We start from the raw sequence: 25780 nt of genomic DNA on the forward strand, positions 1-25780 counted from the left end.
CAGCCTTTCACGCTCATCGGATTTCCTGATTTGAGAGATATGCAGCGACGGTGCGTTGCGCGGCTGTGATTGCGCCGGAAAGATAACCCGGCTCCGAAGGGCTCGTTTCGCTTCCAGCCAGGCTCAGGCGCTCTCGCCATGGTCCCGTTACCCAGGCATCGTTCATGATGACGGGATGTCCCCCTGCGGTGAGATCAGCCTTCGTTGCCGTCAGTGCATCGGCAGCCCAGTCCTTGAGAAGCGTGGCAACCGGGTTTCGGGCGGCGGGACCGAACAGCCGCGCCATTTGTTCGATGCAGGCATTTTTCAGGACATCGTCACCGGCGGCAGCGCGCTGTTCAGCCGGCACACCGAGAAACCCGAACACGGCGGCTTTGCCCGAGGCCGTTGTTGCATCGTGAATTTCGACCATGGGCCCAACCATGCTCTGCGCTGTGCCTGACAGACCAGCCGAGCGCCAGAATGGCGTGGCATAGACAGCGAAGAACTTGGCATGCGGCGCCATCCACGTCGGTGTGTCGCGCCACCTCCCTGAAGTTGCCGCCTGTTGCGGCGGATCGAAGGTCACGGAGGCTTCAAGCAGTCGCGGCGGCAAGGCCACGATGACGTGATGCGCCTCGATCTGTTTCGGGTGCCCTTGTTCACCCTGAACGGTCAGACGGATCGCGCTTTCTTCGAGGTTCATCGACGTGACCGTGTTTGCCAGAAGAATGCGGTCAGCAGGAAGTTTGGCGAGAAGCGCGCGGACAATGGCTGCGGTCCCCCCTGCCAATCGCATGGATGTGCTGTCCTGCTCCTGTGGGCTGAAGCGTCTGGGAGCCTCCCGGGACATGCGTTCGAAGACGACGTCGCCATCGCCATTTTGTGCAAAGGCGGTGAGGTTTAATTCGGTGACGAGAGAGGTCATCGCCGGCTGCATCATCGGCCAGTACCAGGACGGACCGAGATCGAAACCATCGTCGGATGGCAGGCCGTGTGCATCTGCTGACAGGATGCGCCCGCCAGCCCGGTCACGCGCCTCTATCAAGAGGAAATCCCTGCCCGCCCTGTTCAGCAGATGGGCTGCGTAAAGGCCGGCAAGCCCGGCGCCGACAATGGCGACATCACACGATTTCATTGCTGTTTTTCCTTCGCGATACCAGTGTCTTCGAACTGGCAGACATCGTCATGGAGAAGCGTGCCGGTTTTCATCCACACCCGGGCCCCGGCGCTACCCGCACGGACCTTGAGCGCTTCACCCGCCGGCAGGCGCAACCAGCTCCAGCGGCCGTGAACCTCGCCGCTTTCCAGTATCTCTCCGGCCAGCACCAGAAGTTCGAGGCCCATGCGGTTTTCAACTTCGATATCCGCGCCTGACCGCCAGTCTTCGATGACGACACGCTCATCCGTCGCCTCAAACAGCAACCGGGACGACGACGCGCCGGCACGGGCGGCGATCGACCTGCCCTCGCCGGGACGCCGGACGATCCGTTCGCGGTCACCCACCTTGAACTGCCAGAGCTTGACGAGGATCACACAACCCGCATCGCTGCCGGGCGCGTGCCCCGTGCCGGGCGGATTGCGAACATAGGTCCCGGCCGGAAAGTCACCGCTCTCATCCTGAAACACGCCATCCAGAACAAGAAATTCTTCGCCGCCGGGGTGCTGGTGGTGCGAGAAGCGACTGCCTGCGGCATAACGCACAATAGAGGTTGCCCGCGCCTTCTCGCCGCCGATCCTGAACAGCATACGGCGGTCAACACCCTTGATCGGGCTTGGAACCCACTCGACACGGTCGGCATTGACGAGCGCGCGTCTGGAAAGGTCTTCGTTGATCAACATGTCAAAGCTCCGATCGACCGCCATCGATGACGATTTCAGCGCCCAGCATGTAGCTGGAGTCATCACTTGCCAGAAAACGCACGGCGGCGGCAATTTCTTCCGGTCTTCCCATTCGGCCCAGAGGAACCTGCGTGCCGACACGCGCCGCATAGGTCCGGAACTCTTCCTCCGACTGGTTTCTGCTGCGATGGATCGGTGTCTCGATCGATCCGGGGCTGACTGCGTTGACCCTTATCCTGCGTTCCAGCAGTTCCGCGGACATTGTTCTCGCAAATGAACGCACCGCCGCCTTGGAGGCCGAAAGAACCGCACGGCCTGGGGTTCCGACCTGATTGAGCCAGGAGGTGTTGAGGATGATGGAACCGCCGTCGCGCATGATCGGCAGGACCGCCTGAACGGTGAAGAAGACGCCCTTGACGTTGGTATCCATCACCGTCGCATAGGCTGCCTCATCGGCCGTGGCGAGCGGCGTTCCAATTGCAACGCCGGCATTTGCAAAGACGATGTCCAGCCCCGTGAATGCGTTGCCAACCGCCTCGCTCATCTGCCTCAGATCATCGACCGAGGCGACGTCTGCGACAACAGTGAGGACATCGTCACCAAGCAGAGACTTCGCAGCCGCAAGCTTTTCAGCCGACCGTCCGGTAATGGCAACGCGCGCACCGCTGTCTTTGAGCATTCGTGCGGCCGCGAGGCCAATCCCACTCGAACCGCCGGTGACGAGTGCTGTCTTTCCTGAAAGTGTCATGTGCGAACCTCTGTTGCGAAATTCATAAATGAGCCGGTGCCCTTGTTTTGACGAGGCAAACGAACGATATCGCATGGAAAGAAAATCTTTGTCGTGATGTCACGGCGGAACGGCAGGCAGATGCGCAACCTCACCCGGCTCAAATCACTTCAGGCCCTTGAAGCATCGGCAAGGCACGGCAGTTTTGTTGGCGCGGCAACAGAACTCGATGTCACGCCTCCTGCGGTCGGCCAGCTTGTCCGCTCTCTGGAAGACTGGGTGGGTCACCCGCTTTTTCGCCGGACAAAATCCGGCGCGGAGAGGCTTGCTCCGGTGGATGAGGCAAAAGAGGCGCTGGAGGACATTGCTCAAGGGCTGGACCTGCTTGAATCGGGTCTTCGCAAGCTGCGCGGTCGCAAGGCCCGAACCGTGGTCGTCGTCACGGCATCACAGGCGCTGGTCGCCAACTGGTTGCTCGGGCGACTTGATGACTTCACAAGCAACCACCCCGATATCGACATAAGGCTCGATGTCGCGGACCGCCTGATTGATCTTGCGCAGGGAGAAGCGGATATCGGCATCCGCTGCGGCCTGGGTGACTGGAAGGGCGTGAAATCCTCGTTCCTGATGGGCGAAGAGATCGTTGCCGTCTGCCATCGCTCGCTGCTGCCAGCCGACAAAGACGTGACAACCGGCTGGATCATGGAGCAGACACTTATCCACGATGGTACGCCGCATGCCGGTGGAGACTTCCCGACGTGGAGCGACTGGCTGGCCCGCGCAGGTGTCAACGAGCCTCCTCAGGAGGGTGGTTTCAAAATCAATTCCACGGCTGCGGTCATCAATGCCGCCGTTGCTGGCAAAGGCGTTGCTCTCGTCAGAAAAGCCTTGGTCACACAGGAATTGAGCAGTGGCCGTCTGGTTCACCTGATGCCGGAAGTCGCCTGGCCGGTGAAGTGGGCTTATTACGCGGTGGCCGCGCCCAAGGCGTTGCGCAGGCTTGAGGTCAGCGCATTTCACGATTGGCTGACGAGGTCGATGAATGTCGGCTCGGAGGAGAGCCATCTCCCCTCGGTCGATACCCCCTGACGTGTCACGCCGGGGGGCAAGGCTGTGTTCGGCGGGCGCTTGTGGTCCGCCGGTTTCGTTACTTCTTCTTCGCCTGGTCGTGGTGCCATTTGATGGAGAAGAACATGCCCGTTCCCAGGACGAGAATCTTCAACGGAAAGAAGACTATCGGGAACCAATCTACCCAGTCCATTTTGAATACTTTCAGGCTGTTACTGATGCTGTCTATCCTAGGATTTACCTCAAAACAGCCGCCTCGGCAGCGTCTTTTTCGCTAAAAGCCCTTCTGGCGGCATTATGCCGCAATCACCTCGACGGCTTATGCCGCACCCAGACCGTGGGCTACGGGATCATGAAAAAGGCGTGTCAGGCAGCGATCCTCAGACCCGCGGCATCGCCTTGATGAAATCGATGAAGGCACGCAAAGGCGACGGTACGAGGCGGCGGCCGGGGTAGTAGAGGAACGGGCCGGAGAAACTCAGCCACCAGTCTTCCATAACAGGCACAAGCGCTTTGCTCTGGAAATGCGGTTGCAGCCAGTCTTCGAAGAGATACATGAGCCCGAGGCCGGAAATTGCGGCGTCTATGCCAAGATCGGTGGCGCCGCCGGCCTGGACGACGAGGCTGCCGGAGGGCTCTATCGTCAGTACCTCCCCGTCCCGTTCGAACTCCCAGCCGGGAATGGCGCGGCCCGAAAAGCGGCCGCGAATGCAATTGTGCGACAAGAGATCGCGCGGGGTTTTCGGTGTTCCATGCGCGGCGAGATAAGCGGGTGACGCGGCAAGCGCGAAGCGCTGTTCGCGTGGGCCGATCGGCACGGCAATCATGTCCTGCTCAAGCCGCTCGTCATAACGGATGCCGGCGTCGTAACCGCCTTCGATGATATCGACGAAGCTTTCATCCGTGACGATTTCCAGCCGGATATCCGGATAGGCTGCCAGGAATGCTGGCACGATGCGCGGCAACACCAGACGGGCGGCACTTGCCGGAACATTGAGCTTCAACCCGCCGGCCGGGCGGTCCCGGTGGCTTGTCGCCTGATCGAGCGCAGATGCGATTTCGGAAAAGGCAGGCCCAAGACGTTCCATCAGCACCCGCCCCGCCTCGGTTGGCAGAACACTGCGCGTCGTGCGGTTGAGAAGCCGCACTCCAAGCTCGGCCTCCAGACGCTTGACCGCATCGCTCAGGGACGACGAACTCGTGCCGCTGATGCGCGATGCCTCGCGAAAGCCCCTGGCACGCGCCACCAGCAGGAAAGCCTCGACATCGGCCATTTCGCGCATTCCACTCTCCGCCTCACCAGTCGCCTATTGTCCGTCCAGACGGACAGCATGTCCGGATCTTACCGGATTGTGACGTTAATGTCAGGCGCTTACCTTGATGGTCGAAACAGGAGACAAAGCCATGACGACCATTGGAAAATCCGGCACATTCATTCTCGGCGACCGCGCTGTAAACCGCCTTGGTTACGGCGCCATGCAGCTTGCCGGAAAGGGCGTATTCGGCCCTCCCCGCGACCGTGCAGAGGCAGTTGCCGTTCTGCGCGAAGCTGTCGAAAGCGGCGTCAATCACATCGACACCAGCGATTTCTACGGCCCGCATGTCACCAACCAGATCATCCGCGAAGCGCTTCATCCCTACAGCGATGACCTCGTGATCGTCACGAAGGTCGGCGCCCTGCGCGGCACGGATGCTTCCTGGAACCCCGCCTTTTCGCGGCAGGAACTGACGCAGGCCGTGCATGACAATCTCCGCAATCTCGGCCTCGATGTTCTCGATGTCGTCAACCTGCGCGCCATGTTCGATGTGCACGGTCCGGCGGAAGGCTCGCTCGATGAGCCGCTGGAAGTGCTGGCAGAGCTGAAACGGCAGGGCCTGATCCGGCATGTCGGCCTCTCGAACGTCACGGCAAAGCAGATCGACGACGGCAAGGCGATCACCGACATCGCCTGCGTGCAGAACCAGTACAATCTGGCCCACCGTGGCGATGACGCCCTGATCGATAAGCTTGCCGCAGACGGCATCGCCTACGTGCCGTTCTTCCCGCTCGGAGGCTTTTCGCCGCTCCAGTCCTCGACCCTGTCAGATGTCGCAACCCGCCTCGGCGCAACACCCATGCAGGTGGCCCTCGCCTGGCTGCTGAAACGTTCACCCAACATCCTGCTCATCCCCGGCACCTCATCACGCACCCACCTCAGAGAGAACATCGCGGCCGAGAGCGTTGAACTGCCGGACGATGCACTTTCGCAACTGGAAAACATGGCGGCGTGAGAAACACAAACCGGGCAGCGCGGGTGATGGCTCGCACCTCTCCGTGCTGTCCGGATAATATGCCCGATTGTGTCGCGGTCCGTTCCTCAGTGACGAGGAGGCTGATAAGCAATGCCGACGTCAGGAATTCTGTTCAGATGGAATCGGCATGCTCGCACCAACGCTCCGCACTTTGAGGAACATATCGCTCGCTCACCTCGCGGGAGCCTACGTAACGCTGCTGGTTTTTTTCATGGCAGGCGCTTCGGTTCCGGATCAGGTGTTGAAATCACCGTTGATAGCGTGGATGATGTTGCCAGTCATCTACCCGATTACGTTACCGTTGGTTGTGCCTTTCGCCGTATTGTCGCTTTTCATCATCAACAGGTACCGCCTTCAGGCTCGTTGGACTTTCACGCTGGCAGGTGCGGTATCGGGATTATGCTCGGTCCTGCTCATTGGGTATTTCATGCCCGGTTTCTGGAAAGAGGGCCCCTATATTCTTTGTATCTCGGCAACCGTGGGCGGCGCCGTTGCAGGGCAGATATTCAAGCTGGCGACGGGTTCTGCCTCGCGCCGACGAGGGCGTGAAAGATTTGTGGCTGATGAAAACTTTAGCTGAGCCATGGAGAGACTGCGACAAGGCAAAGTGTGACAGATGCACCCCATTGGACATACTGAAGCGTTTTGATTCGGGCAGTGGATGCACCGCGAACGGCAGTGCGGAGACCCACGACCAGCATGACCAGCGCCAGGGGTAAACCGAAGAACAGATAAACTAACTCTGGATAGGACTCGTTCGGGCGTCCCATTTCTTGCCAGGCCAGTGGTGTGAACGAGAGCACCGCCATCACCAAGACGCAAACCGCGCCGAGAACTACTCCAATATAACGCGACACTGCACGCTCCGATGCCCGGTGAAAATATTTCCCTGTGATTATAGAGGCTTGGTGACGGCGTCAATTTCGACACGAGCCCCGCCGCCTCCTCCCTTCGCCGCATCATGCGGCTAATCAACCTCTTTCGTTCCCCACGCATAATGCTCCACAATGCCCTGCTGGTTGCGGATGAGGTGGCCGGCCAGAATGGGGTCGCCGCCTTTCATGGTTTCGGCATCCGCGCCGCACAGATGCAGGAACATGCGCTGGTGGAGGACGGCGGCGAAATAGTCCTGGGGTGGCGGGGGTTGCGTTGCTTCCTCGCTTTTCCATCCTTCCGATACCTGCGTCGTCGCATCTTCCAGCGCCTTCAGAACCTCAGCCATCATGCCTTCGGTGGCCCGTTCGATGAGGTCGTTGATGTGCCTTTCGGCGGGCGTGAGGACGGGGCAGGAATTGCTCATGCGAAGATCTCCCATAGACGTGCGTGCTGTTCTGACTTGGCTTCACCTTAGAGGAGAATGTGTCGGTTTTGGGCGGTGGGCTGGTGGAGTTATACCGGATGAGAATTTTACCACTGCCCTCAAACCCGATCCAAAATAGTTATTGACCGATCTATCAATAATGGATATCCAGTCAGCATGGCTAGACCGAGAGAATTTGATCGTGATGCGGCGCTGGACAGTGCCTTGCGGGTGTTTTGGGCAAAGGGTTTTGCTGCGACATCGACCGATGATTTGCTGGGCGCGATGGGGATCGGCAGGCAGAGCCTGTATGGTGCGTTTGGCGACAAGCGTACGCTTTATCTGGAGGCACTGGATACCTATCAGCGGCGCACGGTATCGGGTCACCTGAAAAGGTTGAGCGATGCCGCCTCGCCTCTGCAGGGCATCGAAGACCTGCTGACCGGGCTGATCGCGGAAGATGAAAACGAGCGGGTGCTGGGCTGCATGGGCGTCGGTTCACTCGGCGAGTTCGGCATTACCGATGCGGAACTGAATGAGCGGCGTGGCAAATCCAGCCAGGTGCTCGACACGCGCATTGCCGAGCGTATCCGGCAGGGTCAGGCGTCGGGAGACATAGACCCAGCCCTTGATCCCGCCGAGGCATCCGCATTCGTGCAGATGACGATGACGGGGCTGCAGCTTGCGGCGCGCAGTGGTGCCGCAGCCGCCGATCTCAAGGCCATGGCGCGCTTTGCCGCGCAACGCCTGACACCATGAGACCGTAAGACACCGAAACTGGCCTCCCGCGACAGGAGGTTTTTATATGCTTAATTATGGATCGATCAGTCAATAAAGGAGACGATCATGACGACAGGTGAACGCAGGACGGCCCTCGTTTTTGGCGGCGCACGCGGCATTGGCGCTGCGGCAGTGGAAAGACTGGTGAAGGATGGTTTCGACACCGCCTTCACCTATGTCTCGCGGCCCGATAGCGCCAATGAACTCGTGGCGAAACTGCAGGCTGCCGGTGGTCGCGCCGCTGCCATTGAGGCCGATAGCGGCGATCCCTCGGCCATCCGCGCCGCCGTGGCAAAGACGGTCGATCTTTTCGGGCCGTTGGATGCCGTTGTCGTCAATGCCGGAATTCTGCGCCTCAACACGGTTGAGGATGTCAGCCTCGAGGAGCTGGATCAGATGCTGGATATCAATGTCCGGGGTGTATTTCTGTCCATTCAGGCGGCTGTGCTGCATATCAGGGATGGAGGACGCATCATCACCATCGGCTCCAATGTGGCAATCAGCACCGGTCATCGCGGTTCCAGCGTCTACCAGTTCACCAAGACAGCGGTTGCGGCAATGGTGAAGGGTATCGCGCTCGATCTTGCGCCACGCCGCATCACCGTCAACAACATCCAGCCCGGCCCGACCAACACGGATATGACCTCCGATCTGGTGGCGATGCTGTCGGAGAAAAGCCCTCTGAAACGCGTCGCCGACCCTGCCGAGATTGCCGGCGTTGTGGCCTATCTCGCCAGCCCCGCCTCGTCCTATATGACCGGTTCAAGCCTGACCATCGATGGCGGCCTGACACTTTGATCGGCCACCGGCACGCGGCAATCCCTAGCGCCTGTCAAAAAAAATCGGCAGGCGCCGGAACCGAATGTCGCGATGCGCATTGATTAGCCGGACAAGCCTCCCCCTCTTTGTCCATCCTGCCCGCAATTTTGCGGGTCTCGGCACCCCTTGAGACCCTCCCGTCGGAGGGTTTCTTTTTGAGTTTTGCCCGTCACGCCCCATCCAGCAGAATGGCCATGCAGATGGTATCGCTGAATTGCCCGTCCACGCAGACACTACGTTTGAGCAGCCCCTCTTTCACGAAGCCGACCTTTTCATAAAGCGCGATGGCGTTGGTATTATCGGAGCGGACGGAGAGCTCGACACGAAGAAAACCTTCGTCGCGCGCCCTGCCCAGAGCCGCGGTCATCAGCCGATGCCCGATCCCCTTCCCGCGAAATTCAGGAATGATGCCCATGCCAAGGCTTCCGCGATGGGCGTGCGAGGGAAAGAAATGCCGCGAGATATCACACCAGCCGACCACGCGGTCTGCCGCCACCGCGACCATGTGAGGATTGCGTTGCTCGATCATTCCGAGAACGAAGTCGCGCGTTTGCGGCAGAGGAAACGCCTCGAACATCGTCAGATATTTCCGTTCCCGTGCAACCGTATCGAGCGCGTGGTGATATCCCTCGATATGGTCGGGGGTAATCGACGTGATGTCGATCTGCCCCAGGGCATGTGTATCGGCCATGTCCACCCTCATTGGCATGTCGCAAAATCCTGCCGCAAGGTTAGTGGTGAAATTTCAGGCGATCAATGTGCGATGCAGCCGCCTCCCGCCTAATGGGATATCCGGCATTTCGACAGAATGTCATCCACGACGGCAGCCAGCGGCACTGTCGCATCGATATCGATGGCGTTGCGGGGAATGTCTTCCTTGCTGGCCAGCAGTTGCAGCACGAATGTCCGCTCATCCGGCCTGCCGCCAAACTCGTCGTCCGGGCGCACGGCCAGCCGCTGTATCAGGGTTTCGGCATCGAGACTGAGGACGAACACGCCATCGAACAGGTCGATGAAGTGATCGAAGTTTCTGGAGCCGCCGCAAAAGAACGACACGTAACGGCTCTTGTCGGCAATCAGCGATGTTACCTTGGCGACATCCCACAGGTGGTGGCGATGGGTGAAGGCGAAGTCGGCGCGATTGTGCTCCAGGGCCGAAAGATCGATAGGCTCTCCCGTGGCGGGATCGCCCTTGTAGGTCAGTTCCCGGTCGCCATGCACGACATGGTAACCGCGCCGCTGCAGCTCCGTGGCGACGGAGGTTTTTCCCGCGCCCGATACGCCTTCGATGAGGTAGTTGCGGATACCCATATCGCCTCGTCTCAAAAACAGCGGTTCTGTTCTCCAGCCAGGATCTTTGCCATGACTGTCGGCCGAACATGCTTCAGCTTTATGACGCCGCGTTCAACGCATTTCTCGCAAAACTGGCGTTGACCGTTCTCATTCCTGAGGCGACACTCCGGCCAGTCACAGGATGGGAGGAACAGATGGCAGAACTAGACCGCTGGCGACACATGCGGAGCGCACCGAAAGATGGCAGCCGCATTCTGGTGACCATTCGCCCCTCCGAACAGGGGCCGGGAACGGTCGACCTCGCCTACTGGTCGAATGGCGACAGATATGGTGCCGAAGCCTGGCGTTCCTCCGATTCCGCACCGGGCCGGATCATCGAATATGCCGATCCGGAGCTGAAGTGTTGGATGCCGATGCCCTCGGCCAATCTGGAACAGATGACATTGCCGTCCCCCTGGGAGGGTGAGGATGCGCAGGAGCTGGACGGATCAGGCATCTAACCCGGTCCTTGAGCGCGGAGCGCCGCATCACAATGCGTCCGAGGTCATTTTGCGGAGAGGCCGCCGTGCTCAATCTTGCCTTCTATTGCGATCAGATCATCCCTGAAAACCGGGCAATCGACGAAAGGCTGCTGGCGGTGATGGCCGAAAAGGGCCGCGGACGGCGCATCGCCTATATTGCATCCGGGCCGGAGCCGGACAGGCGGTTTTTCCTCGAGCGCGTCGACTATTACGCGCAATACGGGCTCGATCTCTGTATCTTCCACGATCTGGATGAGACGCATGGTGCAGACGTTGAGGCGGCACTGTTTCGATGTAACGCTATCCACCTGACCGGCGGCCATACGGCAGATTTTCTCGCCCGCCTGAAACGAAGCGGGCTGATGCCACGCCTCAGACAATGGGCTATCGACGGCGGTGTGCTGATTGGCACGAGTGCGGGCGCCATTCTGCTGACGCCCACAATTGCCACCGACGCGCTGTTTACGGACACCGCACCGGAAGAAGCGATGGAGGAAACGGCACTCGATCTCGTGCCCTTCGAGTTCTTTCCGCACCTTGATGAGCGCCCGACATTTCTGGCCGATCTGATCCGTTACAGCCGCTTCACGCCAAGACCCATTCTGGCGTGCCGGGATGGCGACGGGCTGGTGGTGAGCAATGGCCTGCTGGAATGCATCGGCCACCCTCTGTGGATCAAGAAGGGTGAAACGCGCCCTGCCCGCACCATGCCGTTAAGCGCCATCAGTGCGTAGACGCGAAGCGGCAAGACGATTATGTCAGCGGAGCGCTGCCTGCCGTATCTGTCTTTCCCATGATGAAGGTGAACCATGACGTTCGAGACCAAGCTCAAGCCGCTCTCGCCAGATGATATCGATCTGGAGACCCTGTTTGCCGATGGCCGGATGGCAAAGCAGATCCGCTTCATTCTCGAGGTCGAAAAGCTGAAAACCGTGCTGCGCATGACGCCGCTGCTCGATGCCTCCCGCCGGGAAAACGATGCCGAACACACCTGGGAACTGGCGCTGATGGCCGTTCTGCTGGCTGAATATGCCGACGAACCGGTCGATCTTGCCCGCGTGGTGAAGATGATCCTCATCCACGACATCGTCGAGATCGATGCTGGCGATACCTTCATCTACGACGCCAAGGCCGTGACGGATCAGGAAGCGCGCGAAATAGCCGCCGCCGACCGGCTGTTCGGCCTGCTGCCGGAAGATCAGGCAGCGGAGTTTCGCGCGCTCTGGGACGAGTTCGAGGCGAGAAAGACGCCCGAGGCGCGTTTTGCCAGAGCGATGGACCGGCTGCAGCCTTTGCTGCACAACTTCTTCACCAGCGGCGGCACCTGGCATTCCGCCGGTGTGACAAGGGATATGGTGATGGAACGCAAGGCCGTCATCGCCGGTGCCTCCAGCCGCCTGTGGACGGCGGCGCAAAGCCTGATCGACGAGGGTGTGCGCCGGGAGTTTCTGGCTGAGGCCGCGCCTGTTGCTCCGCAGGAATAGTCATCAAACCCTGGTGTTTTCGGGATTTGCACGCAAGACTGCCTGAAGGAAGCATGGGAGACTGAACAATGCGTTTGTCCGGCGGGTGTTTTTGCGGCGCGGTGGAATACGCGGTCGAGGATGCGTTCGTCTATGCCGCGATGTGCCACTGTTCGGGCTGTCGCCGTGCGACGGGATCGGCTTTCAAGGCCTTTGCCGGCATTCAGCGCGAAAAGCTTGTTGTGACCAAAGGCAACGCCGATCTGATGATCTATGGCCAGCCGGACAATCACGATGCCCACTGCGGCATCTGCGGTTCGCTGCTCTATTCCCTCGTCCGTGATGCCGCCTGGGTGCATGTGACGATGGGTACGCTGGTGGACGCGCCCTCCATTCGCCCCACCCACCACATTTTTGTTGGGTCGAAAGCGCCCTGGTACGAAATTACCGACGACCTGCCGCAATATGACGGTTTCAACTGAACGCCCGGCATCCCTATTTGCCGCTTCTGACCGACCAGATCGCCCCGGCCATCAGGGCAAGCCCGACAAGCTGAATGGCGGACAGCGTATGGCCATAGACCTTCCAGTCAATGATGAAGGCCGTGAGCGGATAGACGAATTGCAGCACGGCAATGCGGCCGGTGCTCAGGCGGGCAAAACCGGCATACATCACCGCATAGGCAAGCCCGGTGTGAATGGCGCCAAGCCCGACCAGCCAGGCAATCGCCGCACCATCCGTCGGCCAGCCATAAAGTGCCGGCCACCAGAGGGTGAAGGCCGCGCCCACCAGGCATTGCCACCATGACAGCGCAAAGGACGTGACCGAGGTCATGGACTTCGCCACCAGCGGCACACCGGCATAGATGAACGAGCCGAACAGACTCATGCCGAGGCCGAGCAGAAAGCCGTGGCTCAACGTGGCGGCACCCGCCAGCCCGTCCACCACGCCGGTGCTCAGCACCAGACCGGCAAAGGCGACAAGGGCGGCGAAAACCTGCGCCGAAGATACCTTTTCGCGCAGCAGCCAGGCACCCAGCGCCATCGTCCAGAACGGCTGGATGTGAAACACCACGGTCGAGATGCTGATGGAGGTTCTGGGAATGGCGGCGAAATGCAACGCCCAGCTCATGGTCATCAGGATGCCGGTGACAAGTGCGCCGAACAGCGCACGGCCGCGCAGCCTGATTTCCGGCAAACGCCGGGAAATGGCGCCCCAGATCAGAAGTGAAAGACAGCCGAAGGTGCAGCGAAACACCACGGTGGTGATGGGGTCCTGCCCCGCCTGCACCACAAAAACCCCGACTGTGCCAAGGATCAGCCCGCCCAGCACCAGCAGCATGGTGCCCTGACGCTCACGCGCCGAGGGTTCCCCGGTGAAGGGTGCGGGGGTGGATGACAGAACGGATGGTGCGGTCGGTTGCTGCGTGCTCATGGCAAGACAATCGCGCGAAGAGACTATCCTGAAAAGCGAATATTCATTAGGATAAGCATTCGATTTTCGAATGAGAGAAGTTGCCATGCACGACCTGCAGATCGACTGGCTGCGCGCCTTTATCGCGGTGGTGGATTCCGGCTCGATTACGGCGGCATCCCGGCAGGTTTCCCGCTCGCAATCTGCCGTCAGCATGCAGCTTAAAAAGCTGGAGGATTGTGTCGGGCATACGCTGCTCGATCGTGGTCCGCGCACTCTCTCGCTCACGCCGGCCGGTATCGATCTCCTGTCTTACGCCCGGCAACTGACGGAACTGCACGGGCGGGCGCAACTGGCCATGCGCGGCGCCACCATTTCGGGCAAGGTCAGCATAGGCGTGCCGGACGATTATATCTCCAGCCATTTTGCGCTGATGCTGCGTTCGCTCGCCACCCGCTTTACCGATGTCGAGATTACGGTGGTCTGTGAACCGTCCAGCTCGCTCCTGCCGCGCATCGATCGGGGCGATCTGGACGTGGCGCTGGTGACACGCGACACGGCCGCACGCGGTGAACCGGACAGAGGCCGCTTCCTGTTTCACGAACCTCTGGTCTGGGTCGCCTCCGACCAGCACGAAGCCTGGCGCAGAGACCCCTTGCCGCTGGCGCTGCACGAACTCGGCAACAGGTTTCGAAACGAGGTTCTGGCCGGCATCGAGGCGCTGGGGCGTGACTACCGCGTTGTCTATGGTTCGCCCAACATTACCGGGCAACTCGCCATCGTCGAAGCCGGCCTCGCAGTCGCCGCAGTCGCCCGCTGCAGCGCCCCCGCCCACCTCAAACTGCTGGACACCCGCCACGGCCTGCCCGACCTGCCCAAAATGGAAGTTGCCCTTGTGCGAAGCCGGGATTCCAGACGCTCCGCAGCGGTGGAAGCGATCTATAACGAGGTGCTGCAGACGCTTGATGCGCAGGCGTGAGGAGCCCCTGGCCCGAAATCAGGAGAAGTTTTCCAGTACAGCCATGAAGGTGTGGCGGTCGCCCTGCCCTTCGGTCAGGCGCACACGACCCTCGATATCAGCCAGATGGTGGTCCATCAGGCCCTGTGCCTTGCCCAGATCCTTGGCTTTCAGGGCTGAGACGATCATGCGGTGATGATCTGCGCCGCAGTCGTCCTGTTTCTCTTCTTCGTAAAGCGCCATGACGAGCGACAGGCGGGCGACGATCTTCGACAGCACCTCTGTCAGCACGGCGTTGCCGGCCAGTTCCGCCAGCACGATATGGAATTTGCCCGACAGCACCGTCTTCGACTTCTCGTCGCCGTGATGGTGGATGTGTTCTTCCTCGTCGGTCAGCTTTTCCAGCGCATCCAGTTGTTCTGCCGTTGCCCGTGCCATGACGAGTTCGAGAATGACATGCTCGATCTTGCGGCGGGACTCGAACAGAGCCTTCGCCTCCTCGATGCCGGGTTCCGCAACGAAGGTGCCACGGTTCTTCTTGCGCTCGAGAAGGTGATCGCTTTCGAGAACGCCGAGTGCGCCGCGCACGACGGTGCGGCTGACACCGAAATGATCGGCGATCGCATCCTCAAGGATCTTGGTGCCGGGTTTCAGCGCGCCTTCGCCAATTGCATTGGCAAGCGTGGTGCGGATGCGTTCCGAAACGTCGTCATTGTTGTTTTCGGCCGCATCAGCCGCGCCGCTTGTTTTTGGCGCAGCCTTGGGGCTTTGACGGCGCGTCTTCTTCATGTGCTGCTCCAGATGCGACCGGCCTTTACCGATCTGATTATTTCCATGAGAATATTTCTGCGTATATCCGAACCGCCGCAAAATACAGCCCATGTTCTTGCTATTTGGTTAGGACCGGCGGCATTCGCCGCCAGCCCCGAGCGGGCCGTTTCAGGCCGCGTGTTTCTTGGTTGAGGGCTGCGACAGCGCAATGCCGTTTTCTGTGCAGACCGTTTCGATGTGCCGGGCCGAATTCCGGATGAAGGCGATCGCCTCGTTGAAACCGTAGGACTGCGTCTCGTAGGTCGGATAACCGTACTGGCTTGCCTCATAGGTTTCCCAATCCGGGATCTCGCCGGCCGAGACACGGAGTTCGAAGGCATCGACCATGGCGAGATAGGCGTCCTGCTCTTCGGCCGTCAGGTCCGGGTGGCTGGCCCGCCAGACCGGATCGTGAAGCTGAATGCACTGGCGCGGATTGGCCTTGCGTGGTTTGTCTTCCACCGAAGCGGCCACTTCCAGTGAAAGGTTCAGCGCCGGATTGGCCTTGGCAAGAATGGGAATGATGACCGAAAAATCCACGATGCCACGGCCGACAGGCCGGGTCTGGAAATCGAAACCGCCGGGCGCACGCCCGACATAGGCATCCTTGATATGGGTCTGGCGCACATAGGGCGCGACGCGCCTGGCGGCGAAGACCGGATGTTCGGCGCGCTGCAGGCCATTTGCCGTGTCGAATACCACGCCCATGCAGTCCTCGCCCACGGTCTCGATCATCCGCAGGATTTCGAAAGAGGTGATCTCGTCATGGGTTTCCATGTTGAGATGCACGCCATTGGCGCGCGCCACCGGCGCAAGGCTCAAAAGCACCTTTTCGGTCGCCCGCAACTGCTCGTCCCAGGTCACATCGGTACGGAACCGGTCGTTGGCCAGCCGTCCGCGATATTCGGACTTGAAGTTGCCGGGTGAGACCCAGAGTTCATGGCAGCCGATGGCGGCGCTTGCCTCGATCATGCGGGTAAAACCAAGCATGATGTCGCCATCGCCGATGGCACGGAACTCCGGGGCCTCGGCGCTGCAATAAGGATTGATCTTGCCAACCCCGCTCTCGAGGTACAGACCGAGTTCATCGGCCCTGGCGCGGATATCCCTGAGTTCGCCCTTGTCCAGTGTCGGGCTCATGTCGAGAACCGTGCTGAAGAAAATCCCTGAAAGGCCAAGCTCCTTGACATGTTCCAGGCTTTTGATCGGGCCGCGCTTTTTGACCTCGGGCAGTTTCTGTCCGTCAATGCCAAGTCTCATGATGTACTCCTTCTGATGTTTCCTGACCGGATGCGCTGCTATGGCGATCCTGCTTGCTTGGTGTGTGTGGCCCCGTGAGCAGTGGGCGTGCGTCAGCCGCCCTTGCCTTTCTGGGGTTCTGATCCCGCGCCACGGCCTTTCGGAGCGAGGTGTTTTTCGAGAAAATGCTGACCGATCGAAGCAACGGTGGTGATGGCGAGGTACCAGAGCGAGGCAACGCACAGGAGTTCAATCACCAGGAAGTTGCGGGCATAGATGGCCTGCGCCTGCGTCAACAGATCCTGCATGCCGATGACCGAAACGATGGCACTCGCCTTCAACATGCCGATGGCCTGGTTGCCGGTGGGCGGCACGATCAGGCGAATGGCCTGCGGCAGAACCACGGTTCGCAGGGTCTGCAACGGTCTCAACCCCAGCGATGAGGCGGCCTCGCGCTGGCCGCGATCAACAGCCGTCAGACCGCTGCGGATGATTTCGCTCATATTGGCCGCCTCATGCAGGCCGAGTGCAAGAAAGCCCGCCAGTGCCGGCGTGACGAGGTCGTTGACCGATATCGAATAGGCGCCGATGCCGATTTCAGGCACGAACAGCGCAATGTTGAACCAGAAGAAGATCTGCACGATCAGCGGCACCCCGCGAAACCACCAGACGAAACCGACCGCCATCGCCTTCAGCACGATGTTCTGGCTGGTTGCCATGATGGCGACGATGCAGCCGACGACGATGCCGGCGACCATCGCGCCAGCCGTCAGCTCCAGCGTCAGCACGACGCCATCGAGAATGACCGGGTCGACCATGTAGCGTGGAATTTCGCTCCACTGTACGCTCTGGTTCCTGCCGATGACGACGAGGACGAGGGCCAGCGCGAGGATCGCGCTGGCTGCGGATGCGACTTGCCCCCACCGTATCGGCTTGCCGACCGGAGGTGCGATGGCCATGCTGACGGGTTGAGCAAAAAGGGCCATGGCTCAGTTCACCGGCATGCTGGCTGCATCGTTGAACTTCACGGTCTTCACCGCCAGCGGGCCGAGGCCCCATTTCTCCATGATCGCGAGGTAGGCGCCGCTATCGACCATGTGCTGCAGCGAGGCGATGACCGTGTCGCGCAGTTGCGGGTTGTCCTTGGAGGTCAGCATGCCGAGGTAACCGACGGCGAGCCGAACATCGGGCAACGCTTGCAGACCAACGCCCTTTCCGGTCTGGTTTTCTGTGGTGTAGACGCTGGTGGCGTAACCGTTCACCGTCGCATCGGCACGGCCGGTGCGCACGGCCTGCAGCACGTCCGGCATCTTGGGAATGGACATGATGTTCATCGGCGTCGTGCATTTGGCCGAGGCTGCTTCCACCAGACGCGCCTGGAACGTGCCGACCGGCACGGCGACCTTCTTGCCGCACAGGTCTTCCATGCTCTTGATGCCGAGCGGGTTGCCCTTGATGGTCATGATGGTGGTCGCATCATACATGTAGTCGATGACATCGACCTGCTTTTCCAGCTCCACATCGTCGTTGATGCCGGAGATCGTCATGTCGAAACGCTTGGACAGAACGGCCGGAACGATTGCCGCACCGGCGCCGACATTGGTCATCTGCACATCGACACCGAGAATGACACCCAGCGCCGCAGCGATATCGGCATCGATCCCGATCAGCTTGCCGTCTTCGGCCTGAAAGCTGATCGGCGGCGTCAGATCGGTCGCAACCTTAATGGCCTTCCTGTCCTTGATCGCGGCCGGCAGGCTGTCGGCCAGCGTCTGGTTGAACGTGACGCCGGGAAGTTTGGCGACATCGGCATCCGGCACCATTTTCATCGCCGTTCCCTCGGCCGCCTGTGCAGAGGTGGCAAGCAGTACGAAGGCAAGGCCGGTCAGGCTGTCTTTGAGACGTTTGTTGAAGCTGCGCATGTTGATCCCCTTTTTATGGCGTGTGGTACGAAAACTGTAATGCAATCACCGTGCCAAGTTGGGGTGTGGAGAGATAATGGGTTGTTCTGTAATGATTATTTTTGCCACGCATTGCGCAAAATTAATTTCGAACAAAGTTTCGCACAAACATTCGAAACATCAATGATTAAAAAATGACCTGATGCATCTCGTTGGTATGGCGACCTCAAGGATAATCTGGCTAAGGCGCTGAAATAAAACAGGATTGTCGATATTGGCTCGCTTGCTGACAAACCCGTTTATGGCGGGAAAACCGTAAAAATCAGCCATTTGAGGCGTAAATTATTGCTTAACGAATAGGCGCAGGCACTGAGAAAGTGCCTATATTGTAAGTTCGGATGTTATTTCTGACAAACATAATTATATTCATGCGAAAGTATAAAAAGCAAAAATAACAACGCAAAATCATTGCGTTGATTGAAATACGGTCGATCTGAATCGCAAGTTGGCACACCGCTTGCAACGTCTTCGCCATGACCCAGACAAAACTCAAAATCGCCGATCGACCGCTCCAGCGCCTGATGCCAGGCCGCGGGAGCCTTGCGTCACATCAGGTGCAACCCGAGGGAAAGTTCATGGCAGAGGCCAGGAAGACAGCGGAAGGAAAACAGCTCAGCGTCAAAGGCTTGACCCATAGCTATGGCGGGCAGAACGCCATCAGCGACATCAGCTTCGATATCGATGCGGGCGAGATTGTCGCCCTGCTTGGACCGAGCGGCTGCGGCAAATCCACGGTGTTGCGTGCGATTGCCGGCCTGATCCAGCCCAGAAGCGGCAGCCTGCGGCTGGGAGATCAGGATCTCGCCAATGTCTCGGCGCGGTCGCGTGGCATCGGCATGGTGTTTCAGAACTACGCCCTGTTCCCGCATCTGACCGTGGCGGAGAACATCGCCTATCCCCTCGCCTGCCAGCAGATGCCACGCGCCGAGCGCAGGGCGCGTGTCGAGGAAATGCTCTCGCTGGTGCGCCTGAATGGGTATGGCAACCGCCTGCCGCGTGAACTGTCGGGCGGCCAGCAGCAGCGTGTCGCCGTTGCCCGCGCCATTGCCGGTCGCCCGTCGCTTCTCCTGCTCGATGAGCCCTTCGGTGCACTCGACCGGGCGCTGCGGTTCGATCTTCAGGTCGAACTTCTGCATCTGCAAAAGACACTCGGCATCACCACCCTCATCGTCACGCACGACCAGGAAGAGGCGCAAAGCCTCGCGGGCCGTCTTGTCCTGATGAACAAGGGGCATGTCGAGCAGATCGATACACCGATGGCGGTTTATGACCGGCCAAAAACGCTGTTCGTCAACACCTTCATCGGCCAGGCCAATATGCTGCATGGAACCGTGGAGCGGCTGGATGGCGAGGCAACCACGGTTGCACTCGCCAATGGCCGGGCGCTGGTGCTGCCGCGCCGGCTCAATTTCACCACCGGCTCCAAGGTCACGATCACCTTCCGCCCGGAGGATGTCCGCCTGCAGCAGAGCCCGAGCGGAACCGCGCTGCCGGCGGCTTTGACCGTCTCCGTGCCGCTTGGGCCGACGCTGGTTCACGATCTTGCCCTGGAGGATGGAACGGGGCTGCGCGCCTCGCAGGTCCGTGGCCCCGCCACATTCATTCCCGCGCCGGGAGCCCAGCTCTTTGCCGAGATCGACACCGCAAGGTGTCACGCCTTTCCGAGCGAACCGGAAGTATCCCCGTAAAGAAACAACAACGAAGAGGTGAACGCATGAACGACTTTAACATGACCCGCCGTCATTTCGGCTTTCTCGCCGCTGGTGCCGCCTTTGCAACGGCCCTGCCGTTTGCCGCCGCCCGTGCGGCCGGTGCTGCCGCCGTTGCGGCAACCTTCCCCGGCAACTGGGAAGACGGTTACCGCACCGTCCTGACCCCGCTGGTCAAGGAAGCCGGTTTCGATCTGACGGTTGCCCCGGCCATGGCGCAGGACCAGCTTGCCAAGGTCATGGCGAGCCCCGGCAATCCGCCTTACGACACGCTGCTGATGTCGCCCGGCCAGATGGCTGTCGCCATCGAAAAGGATCTGATCCAGAAGATCGATCCGTCGAAACTGAAGAACTGGAGCATGCTCGATCCGGCCTTCCAGGGCGAGTACGGTCCGACCGTCACGATCGAAGTCAACGGCATTGCCTATAATCCCGATCTCGTTCCGCGCCCGAAGGGCTACCGCGATCTCTTCGAAAACCCGGCCTTCAAGGGCAAGGTGTCCTGGACCGGTTTCGGCTCCAACACCGCCGTCATGGCCTATACCGAAATCGCCAGGATTTTCGGTTCCGGCCCCACGGACATGGACGCCGTCTTCAAGCTCTTCAAGGACAATCCGGAGCATCTGAAGGGTGTCGTCGACAGCACCAATCATCAGATGACGCTGTTCCAGCAGGGCGAAATCGCCGTCTTCATGTGCTCGACCGGCAATGTCGCCCGTCTGAAGTCAATGGGCCTCAAGGCAGAGTTCGTGCAGCCGGAGACCGGCTCGCCGGCAGCGCCCGTCAACATTCATCTGACCAAGGGCGCAAAGAACGTCGATGCGGCCTACGCCTATATGGACGCCGCCATTTCCAAGGCTGCACAGGATCAGTTGAAGCTGCCGCCGCGCGAAATGTTCCCGACCAACAAGGACGTGGCGCTGACGCCCGGCATCGAGGCTTATGTAACGCGTGAGCAGCTCGCCAGCCTCGTCTACCCGGACTGGGCCGCCATCAACAAGAACCGCGCCGACTGGATTCGCCAGTTCGACGCCCTCGTCGCGGGTTGAGGTAACACCATGAAGGCGAGCGGCTTTCCATACGTTGTCCCGATGCTGTTGCTGTCGGTGGCGTTTTTTGCAACGCCGCTCGCTGTTCTCGTCGGCTTCAGTTTCGTGGGTGCTGAGGGATTTTCCCTTGAGCACTACGGACGTTTTCTGGGGGACGCGTTCAATTTCCGCGTTCTCGTCAATACCGCCCGGCTGGGTCTGGAAACGGTTATCGGCACGACGCTGCTTGGCGTGCCGATAGCGCTGCTTTACTGGCACAGCGGCAAGACCGCACGCCAGATCATCATCTTCCTGACGCTGATCCCGATGCTGACGAGCAACGTCGTCAGAACCTTCGCCTGGATCGTCATTCTCGGGCGGCAAGGTCCGATCAGCGAGGCGCTGATGGCGCTTGGCCTGACCGGCAGCCCCATCAGCCTGATGTTCACCGAACTGGGTCTGGTCATGGCCATGTGCCAGATCGATCTTCCGCTGATCATTCTGCCGCTGGTCGCCATCCTGTCGCGTACGCCGGTGCAGTTTACCGAGGCGGCCGAGGTTTCCGGGGCTGGCCCCTGGCGCATCTTCCTGACCGTTCTGCTTCCGCTGATGCTGCCGGGTCTGCTGGCCGGCTGGATACTGGTTTTTGCCAGCACCAGCAGTTCCTTTGTCACCCAGGCCGTCATCGGCGGCGCGCGCAATGTCTATGTTCCGCAGCTCATCTATCGTGAGGTCGGCACGCTTTTCGACTGGCCCATGGCATCGGCAATCGCCGTGGTTCTTCTGCTTTCCACCGGCTGCCTGCTGGTCGCTCTCACCATGATTTCCCGTCACAGGAGGCTCGTCGGCCATGCGTAACCAACGCGAAAATCCTCTTCCGGCCTTTCTCTACAAATCGTTCGTTTTCGGCTTCGGCGGCCTGTGCGTGATCTATCTGATCGCCCCCATCGTCATTGCGCTGACCATGTCTTTCACGTCGGGGCAGACACTGAAATATCCGCCCGAGGGCTTTTCGCTGCGCTGGTACGAGGCCCTGCTTGATCCCGTGCGTTCGGCGACGGAGCATATCGCCGCTGCCAATTCGCTGAAGATTGCCGGTCTTGCCGTTTTAGGGTCGCTTCTGTTTGCCGTGCCCGCCACCATCGGCATGACACGGATGAAGCGAAGCGCTGTCGGCACGATCGAGCCGCTGCTTCTTGCCCCGCTCGTGCTGCCAAGCCTCGTTTATGGTCTGGCCGCACTGATCGTTGCGAATTTCGTCGGTTTCCAGCCGTCGCTCTGGCTCACCGTCGTCGGTCACGTCGTCGTCTTCGGCCCGCTGATGTACCGCGCCGCCTCGGTTGTTGCCCAGGGCATCAACCCATCACTGGCGGAAGCATCGACGGTGATGGGCGCCGGCTGGTTCACGACCCTGCGGCGGGTGACGCTGCCGCTGCTGATGCCGGGCATTCTGGCCGGCGCATTCCTTGTTTTCATCCAGTCGCTCGACAACGTCTCCGTCTCGCTTTTCCTCGCGGATGCACAGACGACGGTTCTGCCACTGCGCATGTTTGCTCTCATCGAAGAGTCGCTCGATGTCCGCGTCGCGGCGATCTCGGGACTTCTGATCGGCCTCACGCTCGTGGTGATGCTCGTTGCAAGACGGGTGCTGGCGCCACCGAGGCAGGCCTGACCCAATCTCATGACATTCTGGAAGGAACACCCATGAACATACGTGCCACAAAGTCTGGTTCTTACCGTGTCGGCTCGCTGCTGGCCGATTTCCAGCCGAATTTCGAATTCTCGGCGCCGCTGCCCCTGCCCGTAGAAGAGTTCGAGGATCGCCTGCGCCGCATCCGCCGGCAGGCGGTGGAAGCCGGTCACGACGCGCTTCTGGTTCACACCGGCGGCGTTGGCTGGTTCCACACCTCCAACCACTATCTGCGCTACATCTGCGACTGGATGCGCGAGGGTGTGCTGATTATCCCGACGGATGCCGACAAGCCGATGGTGCTCCTGTCCTTTTTCACCCAGTCGGTGCTGTTGCCGCCGGGCGGTGAACCGGTGCTGGTGGAAGACATCTGGCAGATCGGCCCTATCGGCCGTGAATATGCCGACCGGCCGGGTGACAGCGTTATCAAGACGGCGGAAAAATGCGCCGAACTGCTGACCGGAATGGGGCTGTCGAAAGCCCAGATCGGCCGCATCGGCGACCGCACCTCGCTGACCTTCTGGGCGGCGCTGGACGAGCTGATGCCGAAGAGCAGGTTCGTTGCCGACAATGCCATTCTCGACCGGATGCAGAAGGTGCGTTCGCCACGCGAGATCGAGATGTTCCGCGCCGCCGCGCAACTGGTCAGCGTCGCCACCCAGGCCGCCTACCATGTGGCGAAACCCGGCGTGACCGACCATGAAATCTACGCGGCCTTCACCCAGGCGCAGCTTTCCTTCGGCGGAGAGACCGGCGACGGATACCAGATCGGCATCAACGAATTCGGCACGCATTGCGGCAAGCCATACGGCCATGTCGTGCGTCCCGGCGATCTCATCAACCTCTATGTCTCCAATGTCACCTATCGCGGCTACACGGCCCAGACTGCCCGCATGATCGCCATTGGCGACGTCACCAAACGGCAGGAAGAGGTGCTGGCCGCCTGCACCGAAGGCGTGAAGCGCGCCGAGAAGCTGATCCGCCCGGGTGCCTTGATGCGCGACGTCAACAATGCGGCCTTCGAGCCGATGATCGAGCGCGGCATGCTGGCATCACCCGAGGCGCGCACCATGCCCTACAACTGGGCGCCGATGGACGATGGCAGCGCGCGTCTTATCCCGCGCCAATATGTCAAAAACATCGATTGGGAAGCACAGGGCCGTACCCTCATGCACGTCTATCCGGCGACGCACGGCCCGCATAACCCCAATCTCGGCCACTCCGTCGGCATGGCCGGTGGCCAGAACAGTTTTAACATCTCCTCGCACAATTACGACCGGATGGAGGAAGGCATGGTGTTCGTGCTGCACACGCAATGGCTGGAGCCACTCTCGGCCGGCTGCAATGTCGGCGACATGTATGTCGTGACCAAAGACGGCTTCGAAAACCTGAGCCGCCACACACCGCTTGAAACCCACCGCATCGCTACCGAGGCTTGATATGACCAGCACCCCCGGACACACCCATTTCGATTTCACCAGACTGAACGAGCGCGAGCGCTACAAGATCCTGATCGGTACTGTCATCCCGCGCCCGATCGCGCTGGTCACCACCGTCAACAAGGACGGCCAGCCGAATGCCGGTCCGTTCAGCTTCTTCAACGTGCTGACCCATGACCCGGCGATTGTCGCCATCGGCGTCGAGAATTACGCCGACATGCGCTTCAAGGATACGGCCCGCAACATCCGTGAAACCGGCGAATTCACGGTGCATATCTGCGACAACGCGCTCGTCGAGCAGATGGAGGTCTGCGCCATCAAGTTCGGTCCCGAGGTGGATGAAATGGAAGAGGCCGGCCTTGCCACGGTGCCCGGCCAGATGGTGTGCAGCCCCCGCATTCTCGCGGCCCCCGCAGCGCTGGAATGCCGCCGCCACACCACGCTGCAGGTTGGCCCTGCCCGCGAAATCATCCTTGGCGAAGTCGTCGGCGTCTTCGTGCGCAGCGATGCGGTCAATGCCGCAAACCTGCACATCGACCAGCAGCTGATGGACGCGGTCGGCCGTATGGGCGGCCACACCTATACCCGCACCCGCGACCAGTTCGACATCAAGACCATGTCACCGGACGAATGGGCGACGCGGAAGAAAATGGCGGCCGAGTAAGCCCTATCCGTCGCATCGCTCTCCCCGCAACATCAGGCCCGCATCCTCGGCGTCTTCGCAAAGACGCTCAGGCCCAGCCAGTCCTGCATGTTGCGGGCAAGGCCTCTGTCGCCTTCCAGTTTGAGGGTTGATGCGTCGATTTCCTGACGGATGGTGGAGATGCCCATCCAGATGGCGGTCATGGAGCGCAGGGCCCCTTCGACGAGGAGGTCGACGTCGTAGCCGGGGTCGAAATTGCAGAGGTCGACCTGGCCGTTTTCCACCACCAGCCACCAGCATCGCTGCGAGGCGGAAAGTTCGGGGTACAGAAACTGAATCGTGCAGCGGCGCGGCGGCAGCCTTCCGGCATCGAGGTTGCGGCGCATGTCCCACATCAAAAGAGACGGGTCGAGGTTCTTGAGCGACAGGCGTGACTCCATCCAGCGCTGCGACCAGTTGCCCAGCCCGACGATCAGCGGGCGCAGCTCCTCGCCAGCGGCGGTGAGCTGGTAATCGTTGATGCCGCCGGCATTGCGCGTGACCGTGATGATGCCGGAGTGTTCGAGTTCCTTCAGCCGCTTGGACAGCAGCGCCGGAGACATTTTGGGCAGGCCGCGGCGCAGCTCGTTAAAGCGTGTCGAGCCGCACAGGAGTTCGCGCACGACCAATGGCGTCCAGCGCGAACAGAGGACTTCCGCTGCCATAGAGACGGGGCAGAACTGCCCATAGCCGTGACGCTCTACCATGGGGACCTCCAGAGGTCTAATGGCCCCAAGAATATTGCAAAGCGGCCGTTCCGCCAATGC

The 25780-nt window shown here is 60.4% G+C and carries 29 protein-coding genes; 16 read left to right on the forward strand and 13 right to left on the reverse strand.

From position 1 onward, the window contains the following. Positions 1 to 13: 13 nt before the first annotated feature. From HWX89_RS16900 to HWX89_RS16910, 3 genes are read right to left on the reverse strand one after another with little or no spacing between them, the layout of a single operon-like run. Positions 14 to 1117 carry a flavin monoamine oxidase family protein gene (locus tag HWX89_RS16900; protein ID WP_138792316.1) on the reverse strand — a complete coding sequence of 368 codons (1104 nt, stop codon included), beginning with the start codon at positions 1115 to 1117 and terminating at the stop codon, positions 14 to 16. Then, entirely contained in the window at positions 1114 to 1821 is a 708-nt protein-coding gene (locus HWX89_RS16905) for a cupin domain-containing protein (RefSeq protein WP_138792317.1), read from the reverse strand. Before HWX89_RS16905 ends, HWX89_RS16900 begins: the two co-directional genes overlap by 4 nt. A 1-nt stretch (position 1822) precedes the next feature. Further along, positions 1823 to 2569: an SDR family oxidoreductase gene (locus HWX89_RS16910; protein ID WP_138792318.1), complete on the reverse strand. Its 747-nt coding sequence runs from the start codon at positions 2567 to 2569 to the stop codon at positions 1823 to 1825. A gap of 120 nt (positions 2570 to 2689) precedes the next feature. On the opposite strand from HWX89_RS16910, the gene HWX89_RS16915 reads away from it, so the two are divergent. Then, the gene (locus tag HWX89_RS16915; protein WP_138792319.1) at positions 2690 to 3637 is read left to right on the forward strand and encodes a LysR substrate-binding domain-containing protein; all 948 of its coding nucleotides are present in this window, start codon (positions 2690 to 2692) and stop codon (positions 3635 to 3637) included. 359 nt (positions 3638 to 3996) lie between these two features. On the opposite strand, the gene HWX89_RS16920 is transcribed toward HWX89_RS16915, so the two are convergent. Next, positions 3997 to 4890 carry a LysR family transcriptional regulator gene (locus HWX89_RS16920; RefSeq protein ID WP_138792556.1) on the reverse strand — a complete coding sequence of 298 codons (894 nt, stop codon included), beginning with the start codon at positions 4888 to 4890 and terminating at the stop codon, positions 3997 to 3999. Positions 4891 to 5020: 130 nt separating this feature from the next. Between HWX89_RS16920 and HWX89_RS16925 the strand changes: the two genes are divergently transcribed. Together HWX89_RS16925 and HWX89_RS16930 are read left to right on the forward strand one after the other, a co-directional pair. Beyond that, complete coding sequence (locus HWX89_RS16925; RefSeq protein ID WP_138792320.1) at positions 5021 to 5887, forward strand: aldo/keto reductase family oxidoreductase; 867 nt, start codon at positions 5021 to 5023, stop codon at positions 5885 to 5887. Positions 5888 to 6035: 148 nt separating this feature from the next. Beyond that, on the forward strand, positions 6036 to 6488 hold the full coding sequence (locus HWX89_RS16930) for a hypothetical protein (protein WP_138792321.1): 453 nt from the start codon (positions 6036 to 6038) through the stop codon (positions 6486 to 6488). A gap of 387 nt (positions 6489 to 6875) precedes the next feature. On the opposite strand, the gene HWX89_RS16935 is transcribed toward HWX89_RS16930, so the two are convergent. Beyond that, positions 6876 to 7208: a hypothetical protein gene (locus HWX89_RS16935; protein ID WP_138792322.1), complete on the reverse strand. Its 333-nt coding sequence runs from the start codon at positions 7206 to 7208 to the stop codon at positions 6876 to 6878. 177 nt (positions 7209 to 7385) lie between these two features. Here HWX89_RS16935 and HWX89_RS16940 point away from each other — a divergent pair, with 177 nt between their 5' ends. After that, positions 7386 to 7967: a TetR/AcrR family transcriptional regulator gene (locus tag HWX89_RS16940; RefSeq protein ID WP_138792323.1), complete on the forward strand. Its 582-nt coding sequence runs from the start codon at positions 7386 to 7388 to the stop codon at positions 7965 to 7967. An 87-nt stretch (positions 7968 to 8054) separates the two neighbouring features. Then, positions 8055 to 8786 carry an SDR family NAD(P)-dependent oxidoreductase gene (locus tag HWX89_RS16945; protein WP_138792324.1) on the forward strand — a complete coding sequence of 244 codons (732 nt, stop codon included), beginning with the start codon at positions 8055 to 8057 and terminating at the stop codon, positions 8784 to 8786. Positions 8787 to 8976: 190 nt separating this feature from the next. Here the strand turns inward: HWX89_RS16945 and HWX89_RS16950 are convergent, their stop codons facing one another. Together HWX89_RS16950 and HWX89_RS16955 are read right to left on the reverse strand one after the other, a co-directional pair. Then, entirely contained in the window at positions 8977 to 9504 is a 528-nt protein-coding gene (locus HWX89_RS16950; RefSeq protein WP_502707609.1) for a GNAT family N-acetyltransferase, read from the reverse strand. 83 nt (positions 9505 to 9587) lie between these two features. Further along, entirely contained in the window at positions 9588 to 10118 is a 531-nt protein-coding gene (locus tag HWX89_RS16955) for a nucleoside/nucleotide kinase family protein (RefSeq protein ID WP_138792326.1), read from the reverse strand. A gap of 176 nt (positions 10119 to 10294) precedes the next feature. Here HWX89_RS16955 and HWX89_RS16960 point away from each other — a divergent pair, with 176 nt between their 5' ends. The 4 genes from HWX89_RS16960 (at position 10295) to HWX89_RS16975 (ending at position 12566) form a co-directional block, all read left to right on the forward strand. Then, a complete protein-coding gene (locus tag HWX89_RS16960; protein ID WP_138792327.1) occupies positions 10295 to 10600 on the forward strand; it encodes a hypothetical protein in 306 nt (101 codons plus the stop codon). Positions 10601 to 10665: 65 nt separating this feature from the next. Beyond that, entirely contained in the window at positions 10666 to 11355 is a 690-nt protein-coding gene (locus HWX89_RS16965; RefSeq protein ID WP_353505699.1) for a Type 1 glutamine amidotransferase-like domain-containing protein, read from the forward strand. A gap of 75 nt (positions 11356 to 11430) precedes the next feature. Continuing rightward, positions 11431 to 12105, forward strand: a complete 675-nt coding sequence (locus HWX89_RS16970) for an HD domain-containing protein (protein ID WP_138792329.1) — start codon at positions 11431 to 11433, stop codon at positions 12103 to 12105. 68 nt (positions 12106 to 12173) lie between these two features. Further along, the gene (locus tag HWX89_RS16975) at positions 12174 to 12566 is read left to right on the forward strand and encodes a GFA family protein (protein WP_138792330.1); all 393 of its coding nucleotides are present in this window, start codon (positions 12174 to 12176) and stop codon (positions 12564 to 12566) included. Between the two features lie 13 nt (positions 12567 to 12579). Here the strand turns inward: HWX89_RS16975 and HWX89_RS16980 are convergent, their stop codons facing one another. Beyond that, positions 12580 to 13518 carry a DMT family transporter gene (locus tag HWX89_RS16980; protein ID WP_138792331.1) on the reverse strand — a complete coding sequence of 313 codons (939 nt, stop codon included), beginning with the start codon at positions 13516 to 13518 and terminating at the stop codon, positions 12580 to 12582. Positions 13519 to 13588: 70 nt separating this feature from the next. On the opposite strand from HWX89_RS16980, the gene HWX89_RS16985 reads away from it, so the two are divergent. After that, positions 13589 to 14476 (forward strand): LysR family transcriptional regulator, encoded by an 888-nt coding sequence (locus tag HWX89_RS16985; RefSeq protein WP_246705203.1) that lies wholly within the window; start codon positions 13589 to 13591, stop codon positions 14474 to 14476. A gap of 18 nt (positions 14477 to 14494) precedes the next feature. Here the strand turns inward: HWX89_RS16985 and HWX89_RS16990 are convergent, their stop codons facing one another. The 4 genes from HWX89_RS16990 to HWX89_RS17005 form a co-directional block, all read right to left on the reverse strand. Then, positions 14495 to 15244, reverse strand: coding sequence for a GntR family transcriptional regulator (locus HWX89_RS16990; protein WP_138792332.1), 750 nt, complete (start codon positions 15242 to 15244; stop codon positions 14495 to 14497). Between the two features lie 150 nt (positions 15245 to 15394). Further along, positions 15395 to 16525, reverse strand: coding sequence for a sugar phosphate isomerase/epimerase family protein (locus HWX89_RS16995; protein ID WP_138792333.1), 1131 nt, complete (start codon positions 16523 to 16525; stop codon positions 15395 to 15397). A 92-nt stretch (positions 16526 to 16617) separates the two neighbouring features. Continuing rightward, complete coding sequence (locus HWX89_RS17000) at positions 16618 to 17490, reverse strand: amino acid ABC transporter permease (protein ID WP_138792334.1); 873 nt, start codon at positions 17488 to 17490, stop codon at positions 16618 to 16620. A gap of 3 nt (positions 17491 to 17493) precedes the next feature. After that, the gene (locus HWX89_RS17005) at positions 17494 to 18426 is read right to left on the reverse strand and encodes an ABC transporter substrate-binding protein (protein WP_138792335.1); all 933 of its coding nucleotides are present in this window, start codon (positions 18424 to 18426) and stop codon (positions 17494 to 17496) included. A gap of 614 nt (positions 18427 to 19040) precedes the next feature. Here HWX89_RS17005 and HWX89_RS17010 point away from each other — a divergent pair. From HWX89_RS17010 to HWX89_RS17035, 6 genes are read left to right on the forward strand one after another with little or no spacing between them, the layout of a single operon-like run. Continuing rightward, a complete protein-coding gene (locus tag HWX89_RS17010) occupies positions 19041 to 20153 on the forward strand; it encodes an ABC transporter ATP-binding protein (protein WP_138792336.1) in 1113 nt (370 codons plus the stop codon). A 26-nt stretch (positions 20154 to 20179) separates the two neighbouring features. Further along, entirely contained in the window at positions 20180 to 21223 is a 1044-nt protein-coding gene (locus tag HWX89_RS17015; protein ID WP_138792337.1) for an extracellular solute-binding protein, read from the forward strand. Between the two features lie 9 nt (positions 21224 to 21232). After that, a complete protein-coding gene (locus HWX89_RS17020) occupies positions 21233 to 22060 on the forward strand; it encodes an ABC transporter permease (RefSeq protein WP_138792338.1) in 828 nt (275 codons plus the stop codon). Continuing rightward, on the forward strand, positions 22053 to 22874 hold the full coding sequence (locus HWX89_RS17025; RefSeq protein ID WP_138792339.1) for an ABC transporter permease: 822 nt from the start codon (positions 22053 to 22055) through the stop codon (positions 22872 to 22874). Before HWX89_RS17020 ends, HWX89_RS17025 begins: the two co-directional genes overlap by 8 nt. Before the next feature lie 32 nt (positions 22875 to 22906). Next, a complete protein-coding gene (locus HWX89_RS17030) occupies positions 22907 to 24331 on the forward strand; it encodes a M24 family metallopeptidase (RefSeq protein ID WP_138792340.1) in 1425 nt (474 codons plus the stop codon). 1 nt (position 24332) lies between these two features. Further along, a complete protein-coding gene (locus HWX89_RS17035; protein WP_178340814.1) occupies positions 24333 to 24995 on the forward strand; it encodes a flavin reductase family protein in 663 nt (220 codons plus the stop codon). A 32-nt stretch (positions 24996 to 25027) separates the two neighbouring features. Here HWX89_RS17035 and HWX89_RS17040 read toward each other — a convergent pair whose 3' ends face one another. Continuing rightward, positions 25028 to 25720, reverse strand: a complete 693-nt coding sequence (locus HWX89_RS17040; RefSeq protein ID WP_138792342.1) for a winged helix-turn-helix transcriptional regulator — start codon at positions 25718 to 25720, stop codon at positions 25028 to 25030. Positions 25721 to 25780 lie beyond the last annotated feature (60 nt).

Source organism: Rhizobium sp. RM, assembly GCF_013390595.1.
Lineage (GTDB): Bacteria > Pseudomonadota > Alphaproteobacteria > Rhizobiales > Rhizobiaceae > Agrobacterium.

Excerpts from the sequence above, each read along its gene's own strand:
- HWX89_RS17005 (WP_138792335.1), bottom strand. The coding sequence starts at position 18,426 with ATGCGCAGCTTCAACAAACGTCTCAAAGACAGCCTGACCGGCCTTGCC.
- HWX89_RS16970 (WP_138792329.1), top strand. The coding sequence starts at position 11,431 with ATGACGTTCGAGACCAAGCTCAAGCCGCTCTCGCCAGATGATATCGAT.
- HWX89_RS16910 (WP_138792318.1), bottom strand. The coding sequence starts at position 2,569 with ATGACACTTTCAGGAAAGACAGCACTCGTCACCGGCGGTTCGAGTGGG.
- HWX89_RS16955 (WP_138792326.1), bottom strand. The coding sequence starts at position 10,118 with ATGGGTATCCGCAACTACCTCATCGAAGGCGTATCGGGCGCGGGAAAA.
- HWX89_RS16960 (WP_138792327.1), top strand. The coding sequence starts at position 10,295 with ATGGCAGAACTAGACCGCTGGCGACACATGCGGAGCGCACCGAAAGAT.
- HWX89_RS16930 (WP_138792321.1), top strand. The coding sequence starts at position 6,036 with ATGCTCGCACCAACGCTCCGCACTTTGAGGAACATATCGCTCGCTCAC.
- HWX89_RS17010 (WP_138792336.1), top strand. The coding sequence starts at position 19,041 with ATGGCAGAGGCCAGGAAGACAGCGGAAGGAAAACAGCTCAGCGTCAAA.
- HWX89_RS16980 (WP_138792331.1), bottom strand. The coding sequence starts at position 13,518 with ATGAGCACGCAGCAACCGACCGCACCATCCGTTCTGTCATCCACCCCC.
- HWX89_RS16995 (WP_138792333.1), bottom strand. The coding sequence starts at position 16,525 with ATGAGACTTGGCATTGACGGACAGAAACTGCCCGAGGTCAAAAAGCGC.
- HWX89_RS17000 (WP_138792334.1), bottom strand. The coding sequence starts at position 17,490 with ATGGCCCTTTTTGCTCAACCCGTCAGCATGGCCATCGCACCTCCGGTC.
- HWX89_RS16935 (WP_138792322.1), bottom strand. The coding sequence starts at position 7,208 with ATGAGCAATTCCTGCCCCGTCCTCACGCCCGCCGAAAGGCACATCAAC.
- HWX89_RS17040 (WP_138792342.1), bottom strand. The coding sequence starts at position 25,720 with ATGGTAGAGCGTCACGGCTATGGGCAGTTCTGCCCCGTCTCTATGGCA.
- HWX89_RS16905 (WP_138792317.1), bottom strand. The coding sequence starts at position 1,821 with ATGTTGATCAACGAAGACCTTTCCAGACGCGCGCTCGTCAATGCCGAC.
- HWX89_RS16925 (WP_138792320.1), top strand. The coding sequence starts at position 5,021 with ATGACGACCATTGGAAAATCCGGCACATTCATTCTCGGCGACCGCGCT.
- HWX89_RS17035 (WP_178340814.1), top strand. The coding sequence starts at position 24,333 with ATGACCAGCACCCCCGGACACACCCATTTCGATTTCACCAGACTGAAC.
- HWX89_RS17025 (WP_138792339.1), top strand. The coding sequence starts at position 22,053 with ATGCGTAACCAACGCGAAAATCCTCTTCCGGCCTTTCTCTACAAATCG.
- HWX89_RS16915 (WP_138792319.1), top strand. The coding sequence starts at position 2,690 with ATGCGCAACCTCACCCGGCTCAAATCACTTCAGGCCCTTGAAGCATCG.
- HWX89_RS16900 (WP_138792316.1), bottom strand. The coding sequence starts at position 1,117 with ATGAAATCGTGTGATGTCGCCATTGTCGGCGCCGGGCTTGCCGGCCTT.
- HWX89_RS16940 (WP_138792323.1), top strand. The coding sequence starts at position 7,386 with ATGGCTAGACCGAGAGAATTTGATCGTGATGCGGCGCTGGACAGTGCC.
- HWX89_RS17015 (WP_138792337.1), top strand. The coding sequence starts at position 20,180 with ATGAACGACTTTAACATGACCCGCCGTCATTTCGGCTTTCTCGCCGCT.
- HWX89_RS17030 (WP_138792340.1), top strand. The coding sequence starts at position 22,907 with ATGAACATACGTGCCACAAAGTCTGGTTCTTACCGTGTCGGCTCGCTG.
- HWX89_RS16920 (WP_138792556.1), bottom strand. The coding sequence starts at position 4,890 with ATGGCCGATGTCGAGGCTTTCCTGCTGGTGGCGCGTGCCAGGGGCTTT.
- HWX89_RS16990 (WP_138792332.1), bottom strand. The coding sequence starts at position 15,244 with ATGAAGAAGACGCGCCGTCAAAGCCCCAAGGCTGCGCCAAAAACAAGC.
- HWX89_RS16985 (WP_246705203.1), top strand. The coding sequence starts at position 13,589 with ATGAGAGAAGTTGCCATGCACGACCTGCAGATCGACTGGCTGCGCGCC.
- HWX89_RS16945 (WP_138792324.1), top strand. The coding sequence starts at position 8,055 with ATGACGACAGGTGAACGCAGGACGGCCCTCGTTTTTGGCGGCGCACGC.
- HWX89_RS17020 (WP_138792338.1), top strand. The coding sequence starts at position 21,233 with ATGAAGGCGAGCGGCTTTCCATACGTTGTCCCGATGCTGTTGCTGTCG.
- HWX89_RS16975 (WP_138792330.1), top strand. The coding sequence starts at position 12,174 with ATGCGTTTGTCCGGCGGGTGTTTTTGCGGCGCGGTGGAATACGCGGTC.